Annotated in this window: 16 protein-coding genes; 9 read left to right on the top strand and 7 right to left on the bottom strand. The window is 39.7% G+C overall.

Translation table 11 applies throughout. The features are described 5' to 3' along the window. Positions 1–233 precede the first annotated feature (233 nt). The gene (locus SAE01_RS16895) at positions 234–1,280 is read left to right on the top strand and encodes an RluA family pseudouridine synthase (RefSeq protein WP_147204975.1); all 1,047 of its coding nucleotides are present in this window, start codon (positions 234–236) and stop codon (positions 1,278–1,280) included. 24 nt (positions 1,281–1,304) lie between these two features. After that, entirely contained in the window at positions 1,305–4,109 is a 2,805-nt protein-coding gene (locus tag SAE01_RS16900; protein ID WP_147204976.1) for a T9SS type B sorting domain-containing protein, read from the top strand. A 175-nt stretch (positions 4,110–4,284) separates the two neighbouring features. On the opposite strand, the gene def is transcribed toward SAE01_RS16900, so the two are convergent. From def to SAE01_RS16915, 3 genes are all read right to left on the bottom strand, one after another. Further along, positions 4,285–4,863 carry a peptide deformylase gene (gene def / locus SAE01_RS16905; protein WP_147204977.1) on the bottom strand — a complete coding sequence of 193 codons (579 nt, stop codon included), beginning with the start codon at positions 4,861–4,863 and terminating at the stop codon, positions 4,285–4,287. A gap of 66 nt (positions 4,864–4,929) precedes the next feature. Then, positions 4,930–5,343: a Holliday junction resolvase RuvX gene (gene ruvX / locus SAE01_RS16910; RefSeq protein WP_147204978.1), complete on the bottom strand. Its 414-nt coding sequence runs from the start codon at positions 5,341–5,343 to the stop codon at positions 4,930–4,932. An 83-nt stretch (positions 5,344–5,426) separates the two neighbouring features. Beyond that, positions 5,427–6,341 (bottom strand): UbiA-like polyprenyltransferase, encoded by a 915-nt coding sequence (locus tag SAE01_RS16915; RefSeq protein ID WP_147204979.1) that lies wholly within the window; start codon positions 6,339–6,341, stop codon positions 5,427–5,429. Between the two features lie 181 nt (positions 6,342–6,522). Between SAE01_RS16915 and SAE01_RS16920 the strand changes: the two genes are divergently transcribed. Then, the gene (locus SAE01_RS16920) at positions 6,523–6,936 is read left to right on the top strand and encodes a ribosomal maturation YjgA family protein (protein ID WP_147204980.1); all 414 of its coding nucleotides are present in this window, start codon (positions 6,523–6,525) and stop codon (positions 6,934–6,936) included. Between the two features lie 160 nt (positions 6,937–7,096). Here SAE01_RS16920 and SAE01_RS16925 read toward each other — a convergent pair whose 3' ends face one another. Together SAE01_RS16925 and SAE01_RS16930 are read right to left on the bottom strand one after the other, a co-directional pair. Continuing rightward, complete coding sequence (locus SAE01_RS16925) at positions 7,097–7,345, bottom strand: type B 50S ribosomal protein L31 (RefSeq protein ID WP_147204981.1); 249 nt, start codon at positions 7,343–7,345, stop codon at positions 7,097–7,099. 139 nt (positions 7,346–7,484) lie between these two features. Continuing rightward, entirely contained in the window at positions 7,485–7,976 is a 492-nt protein-coding gene (locus SAE01_RS16930) for a YajQ family cyclic di-GMP-binding protein (protein ID WP_147204982.1), read from the bottom strand. 803 nt (positions 7,977–8,779) lie between these two features. Here SAE01_RS16930 and SAE01_RS16935 point away from each other — a divergent pair. From SAE01_RS16935 to SAE01_RS24720, 5 genes are all read left to right on the top strand, one after another. Then, complete coding sequence (locus SAE01_RS16935) at positions 8,780–12,160, top strand: SusC/RagA family TonB-linked outer membrane protein (protein ID WP_147204983.1); 3,381 nt, start codon at positions 8,780–8,782, stop codon at positions 12,158–12,160. Positions 12,161–12,169: 9 nt separating this feature from the next. Continuing rightward, positions 12,170–13,624 carry a RagB/SusD family nutrient uptake outer membrane protein gene (locus SAE01_RS16940; protein WP_147204984.1) on the top strand — a complete coding sequence of 485 codons (1,455 nt, stop codon included), beginning with the start codon at positions 12,170–12,172 and terminating at the stop codon, positions 13,622–13,624. Positions 13,625–13,643: 19 nt separating this feature from the next. Beyond that, complete coding sequence (locus tag SAE01_RS16945) at positions 13,644–14,561, top strand: substrate import-associated zinc metallohydrolase lipoprotein (RefSeq protein WP_147204985.1); 918 nt, start codon at positions 13,644–13,646, stop codon at positions 14,559–14,561. A gap of 20 nt (positions 14,562–14,581) precedes the next feature. Beyond that, positions 14,582–15,892, top strand: coding sequence for a DUF4302 domain-containing protein (locus SAE01_RS16950; RefSeq protein WP_147204986.1), 1,311 nt, complete (start codon positions 14,582–14,584; stop codon positions 15,890–15,892). A 166-nt stretch (positions 15,893–16,058) separates the two neighbouring features. Continuing rightward, positions 16,059–16,643, top strand: a complete 585-nt coding sequence (locus SAE01_RS24720; protein WP_176599714.1) for a collagen-like triple helix repeat-containing protein — start codon at positions 16,059–16,061, stop codon at positions 16,641–16,643. 109 nt (positions 16,644–16,752) lie between these two features. Here the strand turns inward: SAE01_RS24720 and SAE01_RS16960 are convergent, their stop codons facing one another. Continuing rightward, positions 16,753–17,199 carry a DUF3276 family protein gene (locus tag SAE01_RS16960; protein ID WP_147204987.1) on the bottom strand — a complete coding sequence of 149 codons (447 nt, stop codon included), beginning with the start codon at positions 17,197–17,199 and terminating at the stop codon, positions 16,753–16,755. A gap of 184 nt (positions 17,200–17,383) precedes the next feature. Then, entirely contained in the window at positions 17,384–19,207 is a 1,824-nt protein-coding gene (locus tag SAE01_RS16965) for an ABC transporter ATP-binding protein (RefSeq protein WP_147204988.1), read from the bottom strand. Positions 19,208–19,427: 220 nt separating this feature from the next. On the opposite strand from SAE01_RS16965, the gene SAE01_RS16970 reads away from it, so the two are divergent. Beyond that, on the top strand, positions 19,428–20,288 hold the full coding sequence (locus SAE01_RS16970) for an NAD(P)-dependent oxidoreductase (RefSeq protein ID WP_262713373.1): 861 nt from the start codon (positions 19,428–19,430) through the stop codon (positions 20,286–20,288). Positions 20,289–20,300 lie beyond the last annotated feature (12 nt).

Raw genomic sequence — 20,300 nt, forward strand, 5'->3', positions numbered from 1 at the left:
TGTTTTACCCTTCAAAAAGCTCCAAACCTTGAAGGCTAGAGATGAATAAAGATTTGCGGTACAAGGGTGTGCCACAACGATGTCGCCATGAAAAGTGCTGTTGGAGACCTGATCATGTTCTTAAAAGATTTCTAATTTGTTAACTGAGTAAAACCAATCACAATAATCGATAGTGATTTGAGTTATGAGTTTGAAAAACTTTTCGTTATTGGCCCGCCTTACCTTTGCTGACTATGAACCAGGAAAATGAATTGTTGCCAGAAGAAAGCGGCGAAGAACTGTATGAGACGAGGGTTATAAAAACAGACAAAGGCCAGGAACCGATTAGAATTGATAAGTTTCTAATGAATAGAATTGAGGGGGCGACGAGAAATAAAATACAACAAGCACTTGAAGCAGGCCTAATAACGGTGAACGGGCAACAGGTGAAGTCGAATCATAAGGTGAAGGCTTTTGAGGAGATTATTATTTATTCTACCGATCATCCTGAGTCGACAGATGTCGTTCCGGAGCCAATGGATATAAACATTGTGTATGAGGATGACGCGGTAATGATTATAAATAAACCTGCCGGAATGGTAGTACATCCTGGCAGCGGAAACTACAGCGGTACGTTGCTGAACGGAATAGCTTATTACCTGAAACAACAAAACCCGGAAGTGGATGAGAACTCGCTTCCAAGGTATGGCCTTGTCCACAGAATTGATAAGAATACAAGTGGATTATTGTTGATGGCTAAAACTGCACAGGCCGCGGCTCACCTGGCAAAACAATTTTTTCACCATACTATCCAGCGGAAATATATAGCGCTCGTGTGGGGTGACTTTGAGGAAGAAGAAGGAACGGTTGTAGCACATGTCGGGCGAAACCAGCGCTTTAGAAAACTTTTTGATGCTTACCCGGAAGGTGAACATGGCAAAGAGGCGATCACACATTACAAGGTTTTAGAACGATTTAATTATGTAACCAAAATAGAATGCAAGCTTGAGACTGGCCGCACGCACCAGATAAGAGTACACATGAAACACATCGGTCATACTTTGTTTGCTGACAGCACCTACGGCGGCGATAAAATTCTGAAAGGAACTATTTTTTCGAAGTATAAACAGTTCGTCGAAAATTGTTTTGAAATTTGTCACCGGCAGGCGCTTCATGCGTTTACGCTTGGCTTTAAACACCCGGTAACAAACGAGGATATGTTTTTTGAATCTCCTCTCGCTGATGATATTGAACAAGTCATTGAAAAATGGCGGAAATATGTAAAAGGGCGCAGCGAATAAATAGATTGCCCCCTTGTCTCTAAAATGAAAAACCACTTTTTTGTCCTTTCCATTCTACTACTGTTTTTTGTGGCTAAAGCTTCTGCACAGGTACAATCTTATTACTTACATCGTGGTTTCACCAACGGAGCTACAATAACAACTTGCACGGGTAAGTTTTTCGATTCTGATCCAACCAATAACTACAACCCAAACGAAAACTATTCGGTCACTTTCTGTTCGGGAACCGGTAACAAAATTATCCAGGTAGTTTTTAGCTCCATAAGTATTGCTGCCGGGGATACTTTATTTTCTTTTGATGGCAACAGCATCAACTCCCCGGTTTTAGACACTTTTACAAATAGTACTCAAAATGGTCTTTACTACACCCCCTCGCTTTCTAACGCGAGCGGTTGTATCACTTTCAAATTTGTTTCAAATGGCCTCGAAGAGAGAAGCGGATGGGAGGCGGATATCAGGTGTATATTCCCGTGCAAGCAAAAGATTACAGGTAGTATTTTTTCATTACCTGCTAAAGATGCCACCGGCTATACAAATGTTTGTTTTGGTGACGCCATAAATTTTTCTGCAGCCATACAATATCCTGACAACAACGTTGTTTATCATCAATCTGACAGCACGTCCATCTTTCATTGGGTTTTTGGAGATGGAAAAGATACCACGGGTAAAAACTTGCTATCTGTAAAACATTTATACAATAGAGCCGGCGGGTATTATGCCCGGTTAACTATTACCGACTCCAATGGTTGCTCAAATACTGAGCCTTTTCGATTTCCTGTTAGAACAAGTTTGAAACCGATTTTCAGCATAACTCCCCCACCCTACATTTGTTTATTTGATACTGCTACCCTACAACCAACCGCTACAACAAACCGACAGCCCACTGTTACTACCCCTGTCGGCTCATTTGTAACCTTACCCGTTTCCGGTGATTCTGTTTTTTTGCCTGACAATCCTCCGCAATGTTTTACCAGTAGTATTGTGATCGAACAATTTGCTCCTAATCAGACCCTGCAAAACTTAGAAGACCTGCAAGGAATTTTTATGAATATGGAGCACTCCTACCTTGGCGATCTAACCATTTCGATTGAAGCTCCCAATGGTGCAAAAGTGTTTTTGAAAACTACAGTAGAGGGCAGTGCAAACGATGGAACTTTTCTAGGTGAGCCTGTCGACGAGTCTTTATGGGGCGACCCTACTGATAACAACTTCTCGAAGACCAGGGGTAAAGGATATGACTATTCTTTTAGCAATACCCCTGAGCATGGGACGATGTGGGATGAGGTAAGTAAGTATAACTACAGCTATACTGACAATGGCGGACAGGTAATTACGCAACATTACTACCTGCCAGCCGGCAGCTACAAGTCAGAAGAAACTTTGCTTCCACTAATAGGAACTCCTTTGAACGGCAGGTGGACAATTGAGATTTGCGATAAGCAGGCAATAGACAACGGCTTTGTTTTTAACTGGAAAGTGGAATTCAAAAAGTCAATTTTTCCCAACGCTGAAACTTACACTGTTCCGATTATCAGTCAAGTGTGGGCTCCAGCGGTCGGTGTAGTTTCTACTAATCAGGCGACGGCTTTGGTTTCTCCCCGCGCTGCAGGTGTATTTCCTTACACCTATCATGTAAAAGATGCGTACGGTTGTTCGTACGACACAACCATACGACTGACTGTAAACCCTATTCCTGCCAAACCCAGTTTAGCCGATGACACAACTATTTGCAACGGTGGTAGTTTGATGCTTTCTGTTGCAAATTTCGCTACAACGAATAATTATCACTGGAGTAACAGTCAAAAAGGAACATCGAATATTATCGTGAAATCGGCCGGAAGTTATTGGGTGGAGGTGTTGGATGCGAAGGGTTGCAAAAACCGTGATACTATTAATGTAAAGCAACTCGATCCTTTTACCGTAACCTTAAGTTCTGATACGTTACTCTGCGAAGGCAGACCAACTACACTATCGCCAAAAGCATCGATTAACGTCAGTGGATGGAAATGGAATACAGGCGACACGACAGCTACCTATATTGCTTCAAAGTCTGGAATTTATTGGGTTGAAGCAAAAGATACAAAAGGTTGCCTCGTACGAGATACGGTTAAAGTGTCTGAGAACCCAATTTCTTCTTTCGAGCTACCCAACGATACCTCCTTTTGTGAAAGTTCCGGTTATATGTTAACTCTTAACCCAACATCAGGCAGCAGGATTATGTGGGATGACGGCACTACCGATTACTCCCGCATGATAAATAAGTCCGCAACTTATCATGTGGCTGCCGAATTTAAAGGGTGCGTACATTCAAGCAGTATGACGGTAGTAGTTAAGCCACTTCCAATATTTAGTCTGGGAAAAGACACTACAATTTGTAACGGATACGATTTGCCTTTAAAAGCAACCTATCCCGGCGCTACCTTTCGTTGGAGTACAAATACTGCAGACACTATTTATACTGCGAGGCAGGGTGGAATGTACTGGGCGGAAGCAACATTAAATGGATGCAGCTACCGCGATAGTGTAACGGTGATGCAAAAGCTTTGTGCCTGCGACATCAAAATGCCTAACGCCTTTTCCCCTAATGGTGATGGAATTAATGATGTGTACAGACCGAGTATAAAGTGCTTTCCCCGAGACTACCATCTGACAATTTTTAATCGAGACGGACAAGTCGTTTTTGACACCAAAAGTTATCAAAGCTTCTGGGACGGTAGGTATAACGGAAGCAACTTACCTGTTGCTACTTATTATTATACGCTTACCCTTTTTAACCAGGATTTGATGGAAAACGAAAAGAAATCCGGGAGCATTACCTTGTTGAGATAGAAAGGAAATAATGCCAGAGAGCTTTCTGAAATTTTCTTTTGTGTTACCAACATCGGCTTTTCATAGCAACATTGTTGCGTCGCAATCCTTTCGCCTACAAGTCTACATGGAGCTGTAGCTTATAACAGAGTAAGCCTTTAATGAATTTGAGAGGGTTTTAGAAATATTTATAAAACTATTTCGCGTACATCATCTTATAATCCAGTTTCAGCTTGCCTTTGCTTATGTCGTTCAGTTTTCCCTGTAGCATCTTTTTTCTTAAAGGCTTCAGGTAGTCGATAAACAGTTTGCCCTCTGTGTGATCATATTCGTGCTGAATAATACGGGCTGTTATTCCAACAAATCTTTCTGTGTGAGGCTGAAAATTTTCGTCTACGTAATCGAGAACAACTTCTTCCGGACGCATGATATCCTCCCTTATTTTCGGAATGCTTAAGCAACCCTCGTTATAACTCCAGTCGTCGCCATCAAATTCCTTAATATGTGCGTTTATGAAAACTCTCTTTACACCGGGCTTATCGGGATATTTTCCTTTATCCTCTTCGTCCTGGTTTTCGAAAATTTGTTGACTGTCTATTACAAATAGCCTAATGCCTTTATTTATCTGCGGTGCCGCCAATCCTACTCCATTACTGGCATACATAGTTTCCCACATATCCTCAAGGAGTTTGTTTAAGTTGGGAAAATCTGGAGTAATATCAGCGCAAACTTTACGTAAAACAGGCGCACCATAAGCTACTATCGGCAATATCATGAAATAGAATCAATTAGTGATAAATCGCAAATTTACCCCTAAACGAGGCAAACTACAAAAGGAAGGTCAGCCATTATTGTTAAGATATTCCTGCAGCATTATCGTAGCTGCTATCTCGTCGACAAGGTTCTTATTCTGCCTGTTCTTCTTCTTCATGCCGCTGTCAATCATACTTTGTACAGCCAGCTTAGAGGTAAATCGCTCGTCAACTTTTATGATTGGCATAGCCGGAAATATCTTTTTAAAACGATTGATAAACGCCTGAACAAGTGGAGTTGCATGAGTATCACTATCGTCCAAATTTGTCGGATGACCGATGATAACTTTTTCAACCGCCTCTCTTTTAAAATATTCGGTTAGAAAGTTTTCAAGGTCTTTTGTATGAATTCCTGTAAGACCGCTCGCAATTATCTTAAGAGGATCGGTGACTGCAAGACCAGTTCTTTTAGAACCGTAATCTATTGATAGTATGCGGGGCAATGGGAGAATTTGAGAATTAAGAATTAGGAATTGATAATTAGGAATTAACGAAAATTCAGTTCTATGTTTAATTAAACTCTAAACTATTTGAAAAACATATCAGCTAAAACAAAGCAAGCAAACACTACGCTTGCTATTCCGTTGGCAGTCATAAAGGCTAAGTTCACTCTTCTGAGATCATTTGGCTTTACAATCGAATGCTGGTAGATAAGCATTCCCGAGAAAACGACGACACCGATCCAATAAAGCAAACCAAATGATGCCACAAATCCCGCAATAATTACTAAAACCGCACTTAAAAAATGCAACAACTCCGAAACTCTAAGTGCTTTCTGTTTACCTAAAACCGAAGGAATTGAATAAAGGTTCTGCGAAATATCGAAGTCAACGTCCTGAAGAGCATAAATTATATCAAAACCGCTAACCCAAAAAAGTACGGCAAATGAAAAAAGCACTGGTAAAAGATCAAACCTTCCGGTAATAGCAAGGTAAGCGCCAATCGGTGCAAGCGATAACCCTAATCCGAGAACCAAGTGACAAAGCGCAGTAAACCTTTTTGTATAACTATAAAACAGGATGACAAACAAAGCAACAGGACTTAGAAAAAAACAGATTGTATTGATGAACCAGGTACAAGCGATAAACACGATAGAATTAATAATTACAAACATGAGCGCACTGTTTGCCGAAATAATTCCTGCGGGAATTTCCCTGATAGCAGTTCGAGGGTTTTTAGCATCAAAATTCTTATCAAGGTAACGGTTAAAGGCCATGGCTGCACTACGTGCAGTGATCATGCAAAGAACAACGAGGATGAATTTTATAACTTTTTCCGAAGCAAAAAAACCAGCAACATGATTACCAGCGTCTGACGACGAAGCTACATTGATATATCCCGCCCTTACCACTCCGAGAAAAAAGCCTATCATGGCGAATGGCATGGCAAAAATAGTATGCGAAAATTTTACGAGAGAGAGGTAGCTTTTTACAGAAGACATTGTAAGTGTATTGGTAGAAATTCTTCTGGCAAAAATACTAAATGTACAGCCACTAGCCGTTACAAAGAGGGAGGCCAGTTAAAAATTTACGCTACAAAGTTATTCTTACGAACAAAGGTGAAACATCTCCGTTGGGTTGAATGACACGAGCAAACATTGAAGTTTATATTTGCGAAGAACTATGACAAAGACAAAACGATGGATTTATTTATTACTTTTTATAATTATGATACCGCTTGGTATCGGAACTCGTTCTACCGGGGTTATTCTACCTGACTTAATACGAAATTATGGAGGTGACACATTTTTTGCTACCTGTATTTTTTTTGGCGTTCGTTTTCTTGCAACACAAAAACAATTGTCGAAGGTTGGAGCGATCGCCTACCTGATTTGTCTGTGCATAGAAACTCTTCAGTTATACCAGGCACCGTGGATACAAAAAGTGAGGCATACCTACCCATTCGGACTTCTGCTTGGTTATGGCTTTGTGTGGAGTGACTGGATTTGTTATGCAGTTGGGGTTGTAGTTGCCTTGACCATAACTTATCCGCTTGAGTATTTACTGTTCCAAAATACGCGGAATAAAAATTTATGAAACAATGATAATGGAGATTTACAGTACAAGTGAGTGACACAACAATGTCGAAAAAGGATATAAAGCTTGCATCATAATGCCATATTTCCCCTACCCGGAATTTGATTAAACTAACAAAGCCCCTCAATAGAGGGGCTTGCAGAATAATATTGAAATAGAACTACTTCTTTGCGTAACGCTTTTTAAACTTATCAATACGACCTGCTGTGTCAACAAGCATATTTTTCCCGGTGTAAAAAGGGTGAGAAGTATTGGAAATCTCTAATTTAATTACCGGGTATTCATTACCATCTTCCCATTGAACTGTTTCTTTTGAGTTGGCTGTAGAACGGCTTAAAAAGCTGTGACCATTACTCATATCTTTAAAAACTACTAAACGATAATTTGCTGGGTGAAGACCTTGTTTCATAATAAATGTATTGATATTTCGAAGCCACAATTTTCCTGTGTTTATAGTGGCCGCTTTTTTTATTTTCGACGTGCAAAATTATGTGTTTGCTACTTCTCCTCCAAAAGAAATTGAAAGTAAAATAAACATTTACGCTTCTTTAGGATTTCATATTTACGTACTGCAACGCAATTCCAAAGTTGCTGTTCTTACAAAGGGTGATCACTTCCTGAAGGTCATCAATCTTTTTAGCAGTAATTCTTATAACGTCGTCCATTATCTGGGACTGCACTTTTAATCCACTGTCTTTAATAGCCTTTATGATTTTTTTTGCGTCTTCCTGTTTTATGCCATTTCTTACGGGGACTTCCTTTCTAACAACTTTTCCGCTTGGCGAATGTTCTTTACTAAAGTCAAAAGCTTCAGGAGAAATTCCTTGTTTCATGCTCCTGCTAAGAATTACATCAGTTATCTGCGTCAGTTTCATTTCACTTTCAGCTTCCAGGTCAACCTTGTAGTCTTTCTTATTCAGTTCTATTTTAACCGGGCTTCCTTTAAAATCAAAACGATTTTCAATCTCCTTTTTTACAGTATTAATAGCATTGTCTAAGGTTTGCAAATCAACTTTGCTGGTAATGTCGAATGATGGCATAGAGCAGTTTTTGCAAAGATAAATTTTACGTTCAATAGTTTACCAAGAATTGCTGCCAGGAAAGATATCTGGGAAATGACGGTCAAATAATCGTGACGCGAAATACTTTTTAGTTTGATTCGTTTTAGTAAAAACGTTTAAAAAAGGTCGAAACCAATATGGAAATTGTCAGATACATCGTTGAAGCCATCTTATTCCTATTGGTATGTTGGGTGATTTTAAATATGATACGCCCCCTTATTTTGCAATGGCTGGAGGAACGTTAGAAACGGCCGTTATTGTTTCTGGAAATACTTAGAAAAAAGCACTTCTTCTTTCGGGCTACTCCCCTCCGATTTTACTTTTGTTCACCCCGTGATTATCCTTCTCTGGATTTTCATCTGGTCTATCTACCGTTCGTCCATTAAATATCGAATTACTCAATCCTAAAAGCAGCGTATTTAGTCTTACACTTTTCCTATAATAAAAGACTTTTTGCTTTATTATAGTTATCGCAGTAGCGGAAAATATTCAATTTCTTATTGAAAAAGTTGATGGGTACTTCACGAGCTTGAAGCCTCACTAGTTTTTTCTGTTATCAACTTTAAAACATTTTGAGGCTGATTTCCGTATTTAAAAAAATATTTTAAATGAATCCATTTCTGTTTTTAACATATTTTCGGAATATTATTTACAACAGACAAATAACTCAACTATTGGCTTGGCATCCCTCTTAATTACCTCTACGTATTTATTAAAAACTTTAGTTATAGGATCTTGAATAGAATTAGACAAACAAAAAGAACGAAACAAATAAAAAGATTATGATAAAAAATGCGTTGGCATTTTCCAATAACTATCTACTGACCCTAAAAAAGTTGATCGGTCTCGTTAGCCTGATATTTATACTCCTGTCAATCGATTCAACAGCTGCAGCTCAGGGTAATACCGTAAGAGGCAAAATCACAGACTCGCTTGCAAATCCTATACAAGGAGTTTCGATCGTTGTAAAAGGAAGTAAAAATGGCACTAGTTCTAATGCAGCTGGCGAGTTTCAATTAAATGGAGTTGCTGAGAGATCTACATTGGTAGTCAGTTTTGTAGGCCTGGCAACACAGGAAATAAGACTTGGTTCCGGACAAAGAACGATCAATATTAGCATGCTGCCCGACCTGGGTACCCTCCAGGATGTTGTGGTAACAGGTTACCAGCGAATTGACAAAAAGAGATTTACGGGATCTGCTGTCACGTTAAAAGCTGAGGACGTAAAAATTGAAGGTGTTATAGATGTAAGTCGTATGCTTGAAGGCCGTGCAGCGGGCGTATCTGTTCAGAACGTATCGAGCACTTTTGGTAGCGCTCCTAAGGTGCGTGTTCGTGGGGCTACCTCTATTAATGGAGAAAATAAACCTTTATGGGTGGTAGACGGAGTAGTTTTGGAAGACATCGTAAATATATCAAATGAGCAATTGTCAAGTGGAGATCCAACAACATTATTAGGTTCTTCAGTTGCTGGTATCAATGCAAATGACATAGAAACATTTGACATTTTGAAAGATGCTGCGGCCACTGCCCTTTATGGCGCAAGAGCAATGAATGGTGTCGTAGTTATCACCACTAAAAAAGGTCGTGCAGGTAAGCCGACAGTAAATTACACCGGCAACTTTAGCACCCAGCTAAAACCTCAGTATAGCAATTACAACATCATGAATTCGGCTCAACAAATGTCGGTGTTGGGGGAATTGGAACGCAAAGGAATATTACAGGCTGATATTTTGAGTCGACCAGACTATGGTGTTTACGGCAAAATGTTTGACTTGATTAGTACTCCAGACGCCTATGGAGCTTTTCCGCTCGCAAATACTACAGAAGCTAAATCCGCTTTTCTTAAAAAATATGCAGCAGCTAACACAGATTGGTTTGATGTTTTGTTCAAGAACTCTTTAACCCAGGAACATTCACTCAGCATTTCTTCCGGAACTGATAAATCTCAAAGCTTTTTCTCTACCAGTTTCTATAATGACAACGGATGGACCATTGCTGACAAAGTAAAAAGATACACGCTAAACTTTCGTAACAACTATAACTTTTCGGACAAATTATCTACCGGTTTTATGACTGTGGGCTCGGTGCGCCAGCAAAAAGCACCCGGAACTTTAAGTCGTGTTAGCAATCCGGTTTCCGGACAGTTTGATAGGGATTTCGATATTAATCCTTTCAGTTATGGCCTCAATACCAGTAGAACAATGACTGCCGTTGATGACAAGGGTAATCTTGAGTTTTTTAGGAGGAATTTTGCTCCTTTCAACATTATCAACGAATTGAAGAATAATTACCTTGACATTAATGTAATCGATTTGAAGTTACAGGGCGAGTTAGGCTACAGATTTAATAAGCATCTTCGCTATGAATTCATTGGTGCACTTCGTTATGTAAAGTCTTCGCGCGAACACCAGATAACTGAGAACGCGAACATGGCGCAGGCCTATAGGGCAAACGGAAATGCCACCATTGCCGCAGCCAATAAGTTTTTATATACAGACCCTGATAATCCATCTGCGCCGCCGGTGGTCGTTTTGCCTTATGGAGGATTTTACAATCGTACAGAAGACCAGTTACTGAATTTCGATGTTAGAAATAGTTTAAACTATACTAACACATTTAATGAAAAACATAATATAAACATTTTGGTCGGGCAGCAGGTGAAGTATGCAGACCGCCAGAATTTTTCTAATACCGGATATGGCTATCAATACGAAAATGGTGGCGTTCCGTTTGTCGACTACCGTATCCTTAAGCAAACCATAGAAAGTAGTTTCCCTTATTATGGAATGAGTAAAGAATACGATCGCTTTGCAGCTTTTTATCTCAACTCGCAGTACACCTTTAATAAAAGATATAACTTCTATGGAACTGTCCGATATGATGGTTCTAACAGGCTAGGTTCTTCCCCTAAAGCAAGATGGCTGCCTACATGGAGTTTTGGAGGGGCATGGAATATTGAAGAGGAAGGATTTATGGAGAATCTTACTGCGATAGACTTTCTTAAATTAAGAGGAAGTTATGGACTAACTGCCAGCCTTGGGCCTGCAACAAACTCCAATATCGTCTTGAGAAGTATTACCACCAATAGAACTTTTCCAACAGAAAGGGAGTCAGTTATCAGGCTTGCTAATCTGGAAAACGCAGACCTGACGTGGGAGAAAAACTACCAGACAAACCTTGGTCTCGATGGGGGACTATTTAAAGGCAGACTCAACATTAGCCTTGACGTTTACCAAAGAAATAGTTTTGATCTTATCAGCATTATAAAAACACCTGGTATTGGTGGTGAAGCACTTAAAGCTGCGAATTACGCCGACATGACATCAAGAGGTGCAGAAGCCCTGATTGGCGGAACTATTATTCGTAAAAAGAATTGGAGCTGGAGAACGAATTTTACGATTGGCTACAATGAGACCAGGATAACCAACGTAAAGAATATACCTCTCATTTTCGATTTAGTGAAAGCAGAAGGCGGCAACACCCAAGGATATCCTGTTAATAGTTTGTTCTCTATTAATTTCAAAGGCCTGGATCATATTACCGGTGTCCCTCAATTCGTCAACGAGAAGGGCGAGGTCAGTTCTAATGTTTATTTGCAAGATCAAAACACTTCTAATCTTGTTTATGAAGGTCCGGTCGATCCAACATTAACAGGCGGGTTTTCAAACACCTTTAACTACAAAGCGTTTTCACTGAATGTTTTTGTTACCTACCAGGCCGGCAATAAAATTCGACTTTATCCTGCATTCAGAACTGCCTATACAGACTTTGATGCTATGCCTAAAGAGTTTAACGACAGATGGGTAATGCCGGGAGATGAAAAACTAACTAATGTACCTTCTATTGTGGATGCTTATCAGCGTTACATATTAGGTGGAACAGGCGCTTACCCGTACAATAATTACAACTATTCGACTGCGCGAATAGCCGACGGAGGTTTCGTAAGATTAAAAACAGTATCGCTTACTTACAATGTCACTAAACAAACATTAGATAGAATAGGCTTTAAATCTTTAGCAGTTACCGCCGTTGCTGCAAATCCATGGCTCATTTATTCTGATCCTAAACTAAAAGGTCAGGATCCTGAATTTTTTAACTCAGGTGGAGTGGCTCAACCTATACAAAAACAATTTACACTTTCACTTAAAGTGGGTCTTTAAATACTTTCTATGAAAAAGATCTTATTATATACTTCTTGTTTATTTGTACTGATTTTATCATCGTGCAATAAATACCTTGATAAAGAACCCGACAATAGGGCCAAGTTAAACAGCCCTGAAAAAGTTTCTCAACTACTAGGTACTGCCTATCCGCAATTTAACTACCAGGCTATTGGGGAAACACTTTCTGATAACGTTACAGATATCGGCAATGGCTTGCCGGATAATACAATTCACGATTTATATTTTTATATAGATACTAAAGAAAATCAGCAGGACTCTCCCGAGGGATACTGGTACGCTTGCTACAGCGCCATTGCATCTGCAAACCTTGCCCTGGAGACAATTAATAAATCTACTGATCCGAATGTATTTAGGAATCAAAAGGGTGAAGCTCTACTGGCAAGAGCTTATGCGCATTTTATGCTTGTCAATTTCTTTTCAAAGTCTTATGATGCCACGACTGCTTCATCCGATCCGGGTATTCCTTATGTAACACAACCGGAGACCGTAGTGATCAAACAGTACGAAAGAAAAACTGTGCAATATGTTTATGACATGGTTGAAAAAGATATTTTGGAAGGTCTTCCGTTAATAGAAGATAAGGCCTATAATGTTCCAAAGTATCATTTTAATCGTTCGGCTGCCAATGCTTTTGCAACGCGATTTTACCTGTTCAAAAAGGATTATAATAAAGTAATTCAGTACGCGAATCAAGCTATTCCTGGCAACAATTATCTTCCCTATTTGCGCGGTTGGAATAGTACTTACCAGGATATTTCAGACGTTACCGAACTTTTTAAAATCTATGCTAAATCAACGGAAGCTGCCAATTTACTTCTTGTTGAAACCCAATCTTCATGGGCACGAAATTTCTATACTGTTCGGTATGGAGTTAGCGAGGAAAAGCAAAGCCAAATATTTCCGCGACCCGACCCGTTGACTGGCGGCACTTTTGCTTTTAAACAATATTCTGTTTTCGAAGGCACCCATGCTTTAATACCTAAAATTGACGAGTATTTTGTGAAGGTTTCGGTAAATGCTAACATTGGCGATCCCTATGTAATGGTTCCTCTTTTTTCAGCAGAGGAAGTACTGTTTAACCAGGCAGAGGCTTATGCTTATACTAACAACTTCGCCAGTGCAATCGCCAATCTGAATGCTTATGCAAGTACGCGGATAAATAATTATACAGCATCTAATAACATTACTGAAGCAAAAGTCAGAACAGTGTTTGGAACTAACGATACCCGACTGGCGCTAATTAGTGCAATCCTTTATTACAAAAGAGCGGAGTTTATCCATGAAGGTATGCGCTGGTTCGACATCTTAAGATATAAAATTCCCGTAGTTCATACTACCCGAGACGGACAAATTATTACACTTACTCCTGATGACCCAAGAAGAGTTCTGCAGCTTCCGCAATCAACAACGCTTGCAGGGTTGGCAGCAAATCCGAGGTAAGTTTATAAACACAATTATTATGAAGATTATAAAAATTGCTTTCTTTTTATTCTCACTAACCATTTTGGCCTCTTCTTGTAAAAAGGAAGCTGCAGTGGGTAGCGTTGAAAATATTCAGGGTTTAGGTGGTGATACGTGGGCTAGCGGTCCCTTAGATAAATGGATACTCGATACCCTGACTGTTCCCTATAATATTTCAGTCAAGTATAAGTGGGACCAGTTTGAAATAAACAATTTCCTGGATAAAACCCTTGTTCCTCCTAAAGAAGAACAAATCATACCTGTGATGCGGGCAATAAGAAAGGTCTGGATAAACACTTACATAGCTGAAGGTGGGGAACAGTTTTTCAAGACTGTTAGTCCTAAGTTTATGGTGCTCGTTGGCAGTCCTATTTATGTGCGCGGTGCGATAGTGGAAGGGTTTGCAGAAGGAGGACGGAAAGTAGTTCTCAGCAATATCAACAACTTTCGTATCAAAGGAATGCCGGGGTACTCTTCCGCTGATAACGATGTTGTATTAAGAATGTTTCATGTAATACACCATGAGTTTGCCCATATTCTAGATCAGACTATTAAAGTTCCGATCGATTTCAGTGCGTCAAGTGCCAGTTCATATACATCAGATTGGCTGAACGTTTTTGACCAGGACGCTTTAAACGATGGCTTCATAACTCCTTATGCACAATCTCAAAAAGGAGAAGATTGGGCTGAAATGGTTTCTTTGTTACTTGTTAACGGAAAACCCTGGTTCGATAATCTTGTGAACTCTATCAACTATACCGGTACTACACCTAATGGGACTACAGCAGAGAAAGCACGCGCAAGGTTGAGACAAAAGGAAGCGGTTGTGATTAACTACTTTAAGCAAGCGTGGAATATTAATTTTTATAGTTTGCAATTAAGAACAAGAGCAGAAATAAACGCACTTCTATTTTAATTTAAACAGCTCAATAATAAATGAAAAAACTACTTATAATAATTGTTGCAGCCGTTTCCCTTTTTTCTGGTTGTAAAAAGGATGATGGAAGTATTTTTAGTAAATCTCCTGACGAAAGGATTAATGATGCGCTTACTGCTTATCAAACTCAATTGTCGGGTGCAACAAACGGGTGGAAGGGTTTAATTTATCCAAAGAGCGGGGGCATCTATACTTTCTATTTTAAATTTAATAGTTCGAACCGTGTGCAGATGCTGTCGAGCTTCGACTCTGCGTCCGCAGTTACAATGAAAGAAAGTAGTTACCGTTTGAAGGCTGTTCAGCAGCCTAGCCTTTTGTTTGATACCTACTCTTATTTGCATGTACTGGCAGATCCTAACCCTGACGTAAGCGGCGGACCGGTAGGTGCAGGTTTACAGTCCGACTTCGAATATTATTTTGATTCAAGCTCTGCCGATACTATCAATCTTGTTGGAAGGTTTAACGGAAGTAAGGCAGTTTTAGTTAAAGCAACGCAAGCCGAGGCAACAGCTTTTGCAAGTGGACAGTTAGCAAATGGCCTTTTAATCAACAAAATTCAAACCTATTATAAGAGGTTAACAATCGGGTCGACCTCAGTGGATTTTTATTTCGACCCGCTTACGAGAAGTATAAAATGGACAGACGTTAATGGAAACTTGATGGACTCCACAAGAATGTCAGATTACTTTTTAATCTTAGGAGGCATAGGTTTTACACGACCGATTACCGTGGGAAATCAAAAAATATCCCAAATTACTAACCTAAGTTTTTCAACAACCTCACAAAGTATTTCCGCTACTGCCAATAATGTTGCAGCAACTATAGCAGAAGTTATTGTACCACTAAAGGTCGATCTTAATGCTCCTTCCCGATGGTGGAATTATGCCGCAGCTACAGACGATTATTGGTACTCGATTGATGGTTTCCACGTGAACGGAGTGGAAGACGCGTATGGTGTAAACAAGCTTATAAGTAGTGGCGGTTTGCCTTATTACTTTCTGATATACTATCCCAGGTACAGTACTACTAACGACCTTTTTGCACCTGTTTTCTTAGATGAGGCAGCAAATTCTCTAGTAGTAGATTACGGTTCAGCACCAAGAATTCCGACTTTTACTGCAGATGGACGAGTGTTGTTTAGGGAACTAGGTATGTACGGCGCCTATCCTACTACCGGCGGCGCAAATGCATCAAGACAACTCTTATATAACTCTTCCGGTTTCTACCTTGTTCAAACCAGTGGATCAACCTACGACATGGTAAGTTCACGGGACGGCAAATCGTGGATTACATGGTATAGCAGTAAATAAGAATTATGCACGAAAACAAGTTCTTAAGCAGATGTACTGCGCAATTAATAGTAATTCTCAAAGAATCTTTAGAAGCGCATTTTTTATTCTAAACTTTCCCTAAATTGTTCTTCAGCAATCCTAATTATTTATCAAAAGCTTTAACAATTATTAAAAGTCAACGCTCATGAAACAAAAACTCTTAACTATTCATTGTTCTTTATTTTTAGCCATTGCAATACTGTTTGCTTCATGTTCTAAAGAAGGTCCTGCTGGCGCAACCGGTCCTGCTGGTCCTGCTGGCCCTACAGGTGCACCGGGAGCACCTGGTGTACCTGGCGCTCCCGGTGCACCTGGGACCGCCAACGTTGTTTATTCGGCATGGTTAAATGTCACTTTTACCGGCACTGACTCCACCGGATATGATGCCACTATCCCAGCACCGCTGCTTGTAGACTCTATTTTAAACAGGGGTGAAATAAGGGTCTACCTTAATTTAGGAAGCGACTCAACCAATGCTCAATTTGTGGTGCCATTGCCAATGGTTGACTTCTTTCTATTTAACGGGCTCGTCACTATGAGTCCTTATTACTCAAACAAGGCAATTGAACTGGCGTCAAACGCTAATTTAAGTTCACGTAAAATAAGAAACTTTAACTATTTGCAGTACAGGTACATTCTCATTCCTGGAGGTAAGGCAGCACGTATGGAAAGCAAAATAAATTGGGACAATTACGATGAAGTGAAGAAATACCTGCGAATACCTGATTAGCAAGAAGCACATGGAATTATAATAAAAAAGCAGGCATGAATGACATGCCTGCTTTTTTTATTATTTCTAAATCTATTGTTTTATCAATAAGAATTATTGATAAAACAGATTACCATTTATCTACTTCTTCAGTGCTATGATTTGTTGCTGGAATAGAGACTGATGCTACTACTTCGCTTAATTCAGTTGGCATAGTCGGTATCTCTACTTCTTCAATTTCTGCTTCAACAGCAACCACTTCATTTACCGGTTGACCTTCTTCGTAGTTGTCATGATTAAAAGCATCAAAATCAAAGTCAGGCATTAAGTCTGTCTTTACATAATCCACAGCTTCGTTCAACGCTTTCGTAAACTTATTAAAATCTTCTTTGTACAAAAAGATTTTGTGCCTGTCATAACCATTGTCGTTAAATCTCTTGCGACTTTCAGTAATGGTTAAAAAATAATCATTGCTGCGGGTAGCCCTTACATCAAAAAAATAAGTTCTTCTTTTTCCCGCACGGATCCTTTTGCTGTAAACACTTTCAATTTTTTGTTCGTTGCTTTCGTACGCCACAGTAAGTTGGTTTTTTTGTTAAGACTTCATTAAAAACAATGATACACAAATATATAATTACTTTTCAATTACCAAAATTTTTAAAGAAAAGTTGAATAATAAACGGAAAGGCGGTTTGACAACAAACTAAAAAGTCGATTTTTATAAGCAAGTATCGGCAATGAAGCAAAGCAGTTTCCTCGAATTATTCAGTGTGCGCTTGAACAGTCTGCATTTTATAAAGCTCAGCATAGTAGCCATTTTTCATCATCAACTCATTATGTGTTCCCTGCTCGGTTATCTTGCCATCTTCCAGGACAACAATGTTATCAAAGTGTAGTAAAGTAAATATGCGATGCGTGATGATAATGGCTGTTTTGTCTTCCAGGTACTGATATAGGTTTGATATAATGGTATTTTCAGTAGCTGTATCCACCGCACTGAGACAGTCATCAAAGACTACAATTTCCGGCTGCTTGATTAATCCACGGGCAATTGATAATCTTTGTTTTTGACCACCACTTAGTGTTACGCCCCTCTCTCCTACCATCGTTTCGTAACCCTCTGCAAACTGCATTATTTCGTTTTCGACACTTGCCTGGCGGGCTGCTTTACTTATTATTTCCTGCGGATGATTAGCTGCTTCAAGTCCAAAACTGATATTGTTAGCAACGGTATCACTAAACAAAAAAACATCTTGGGGCACGTAGCTTATTTGCTCTCTTAAATTTTTTATTGAATATGATTGCAGGGGAACCTTACCTATGGTAATATCCCCTTTTTGTGCATCATAAAAACGAAGTAATAGTTGTGCAATGGTGGATTTGCCTGACCCTGTTTTACCTAGTATCAATACTTTTTCACCTGTTTTTATTGTTAGCGAAAATTTCTTAATTGCATGGATGCCGGTATGCGGATAAATAAAATCTACATCTTTAAAAACAATATCTCCTTTTACATGCTCAATGGCTTTGCCTTTGTCTGCTATTGAAGGCTCAGTCTGTAAAAACTCGTTAAGCCTTTTCTGCGATGCAGAAGCTCTCTGTATCATGCTAGCTACCCATCCAATTGCACTCACAGGAAATTGAAGCATGTTGATGTAGATAACAAACTCAACGATTACACCCACTTTTGTTGTGTCGTGCAATGCTTGTACCCCTCCAATTAAAATGGTTATTAGTGTACTTAATCCAATCATCAACGCCATACTAGGGAAATAAATTGACTCCACCTTTGCAAGACCGATGGCGTTGTTTTTATAATCCACGCTGTTTTTTTCGAAAAATCCAAACATTGCTTTTTCCTGCACAAAAGATTTTATTACCCTTATGCCAGAGTAGCTTTCCTGGGCATTTGTTGTGAGATCAGATAGTAGCGACTGAATTTTTTCGCTCTTCTTATAGATAATCTGGTTCACTATATAAATGGTGGCAGCCAAAATCGGCAACGGAGCTAAAACATACAATGTCAGCAATGGATCTTTTCTAACCATGTTTATCACGCAGAAGGCGATCAACGAAAGCAGGTTGATGAGGTACATGATAGCCGGCCCTGTATAACTTCTAACGCGGCTAACATCTTCTGTTATCCGGTTCATCATATCACCGGTGCTATGGGTTTTGTAGAAATTTGTATCCAGTAACTGGTAGTGAGCAAACACTTCGTTTTTTTGATCATACTCAATATGACGACTCATTACAATAATCGTCTGCCGCATCAAAAACATAAGTAATCCTCTTGCAAGCGCAAGCAGTAATATGGTTACGCTGCAAATGGTGACAAGCTTAATGAAGTTTCCCTTAATCGGATCAAGAACAGCAATGAACCATTCAACTAGTGGATCATTGATAGCATGAGTGGTAGCAGGTTTAGCATTGGGCAATCGTTGTTGCACCAAATTCACCACATAACTAGTTACTTGAGGCGCTAAAACCGCGAAGTAGTTGGAGGCTGCTATGAACAAAATCCCCGCAAGAAACCTGAATCTATATTTCCAGAAATACTTATTGACCGCCGAAAGATGTTTCAATCAAAAACAATTTTTCGCAAAGGTAGGCTATGTTATTCCTTCCAAAATGATAAGAAAGCCTCCTGACCACAAGTTTTGGAGTGACTATTAGGAGATCTTTTTTTAGCGGGGATCTTAAAATTGTAGGTAATCGCTTTGAAAAATAAATTGTTCATTTTGCCACTCGTCTCTCAAAGCCATTCGTAGATGGCTAAATTTTTTCTTATATAATTTTGTAAAAATCAAAAAAAGTATGAAAGCATTTATAGGAATGGGTTTGTTAGGTTCAAACTTCGTTAAGGCTATGATTCAAAAAGGCGAAACGATGCATGTCTGGAACCGAACAGCGGCTAAAGCTAAAGCCCTTGAAGCTGACGGGGCGAAGGCCTTTGATAACGTTGAAGATGCGGTTAGAGATGCAGACGTAATTCATGTGACCCTGAAGGATGACGATACAGTGAACGAAGTACTTGAAACAGCAAGTAAAGCATTTAAAAGCGGGGCAATTGTGATTGATCATACGACGACCTCTGCCAAAGGAGCCATCGAAAGAACCAAGACCTGGAAAAGTAGAGGAATTAATTATTTGCACGCTCCTGTTTTTATGGGCCCTCAGAATGCTCGTGAAAGTAGCGGTTATATGTTGGTATCAGGTGATCAACAATTGATTGAGAAGGTGGAAGGAGACCTTTCAAAAATGACGGGAAAGCTGATCAACTTCGGACCACAAGAAGGTAGAGCGGCAGGTATCAAATTGACCGGTAACCTGTTTTTGCTTAGTTTGACAGCAGGACTTTCAGACGCTCTTGCTCTTGCCAAAGCACATGGCATAGAAACACAGGAAATTCTTAATCTTTTCAGTAGCTGGAATCCCGGTGCAGCCGCCCCCGCCAGGTTAAAGAAAATTTCAGAAGGAAAATTCGACGAGCCTTCATGGGAACTCAATATGGCTCGCAAAGACGCGGGACTAATGCTAAGTGCTGCTAAAGAAGCAGGCGCAAATTTAGCAATCATACCAGCGATTGCTGATGTGATGGATCAATGGATAGCCAAGGGACATGGTAACGATGATTGGAGTGTTATTGCAAAAGACAGTTTATAATAGTTTCAACCT

It is taken from the genome of Segetibacter aerophilus (assembly GCF_007991655.1).
GTDB classification, from domain to species: domain Bacteria; phylum Bacteroidota; class Bacteroidia; order Chitinophagales; family Chitinophagaceae; genus Segetibacter; species Segetibacter aerophilus.

Bases quoted from the DNA above. Each gene is read 5' to 3' on its own strand.
- SAE01_RS16950 (WP_147204986.1), top strand. From the start codon at position 14,582: ATGAAAAAACTACTTATAATAATTGTTGCAGCCGTTTCCCTTTTTTCT.
- SAE01_RS16925 (WP_147204981.1), bottom strand. From the start codon at position 7,345: ATGAAACAAGGTCTTCACCCAGCAAATTATCGTTTAGTAGTTTTTAAA.
- SAE01_RS16915 (WP_147204979.1), bottom strand. From the start codon at position 6,341: ATGTCTTCTGTAAAAAGCTACCTCTCTCTCGTAAAATTTTCGCATACT.
- SAE01_RS16940 (WP_147204984.1), top strand. From the start codon at position 12,170: ATGAAAAAGATCTTATTATATACTTCTTGTTTATTTGTACTGATTTTA.
- SAE01_RS16920 (WP_147204980.1), top strand. From the start codon at position 6,523: ATGACAAAGACAAAACGATGGATTTATTTATTACTTTTTATAATTATG.
- SAE01_RS16895 (WP_147204975.1), top strand. From the start codon at position 234: ATGAACCAGGAAAATGAATTGTTGCCAGAAGAAAGCGGCGAAGAACTG.
- SAE01_RS24720 (WP_176599714.1), top strand. From the start codon at position 16,059: ATGAAACAAAAACTCTTAACTATTCATTGTTCTTTATTTTTAGCCATT.
- SAE01_RS16935 (WP_147204983.1), top strand. From the start codon at position 8,780: ATGATAAAAAATGCGTTGGCATTTTCCAATAACTATCTACTGACCCTA.
- SAE01_RS16945 (WP_147204985.1), top strand. From the start codon at position 13,644: ATGAAGATTATAAAAATTGCTTTCTTTTTATTCTCACTAACCATTTTG.
- SAE01_RS16900 (WP_147204976.1), top strand. From the start codon at position 1,305: ATGAAAAACCACTTTTTTGTCCTTTCCATTCTACTACTGTTTTTTGTG.
- def (WP_147204977.1), bottom strand. From the start codon at position 4,863: ATGATATTGCCGATAGTAGCTTATGGTGCGCCTGTTTTACGTAAAGTT.
- SAE01_RS16930 (WP_147204982.1), bottom strand. From the start codon at position 7,976: ATGCCATCATTCGACATTACCAGCAAAGTTGATTTGCAAACCTTAGAC.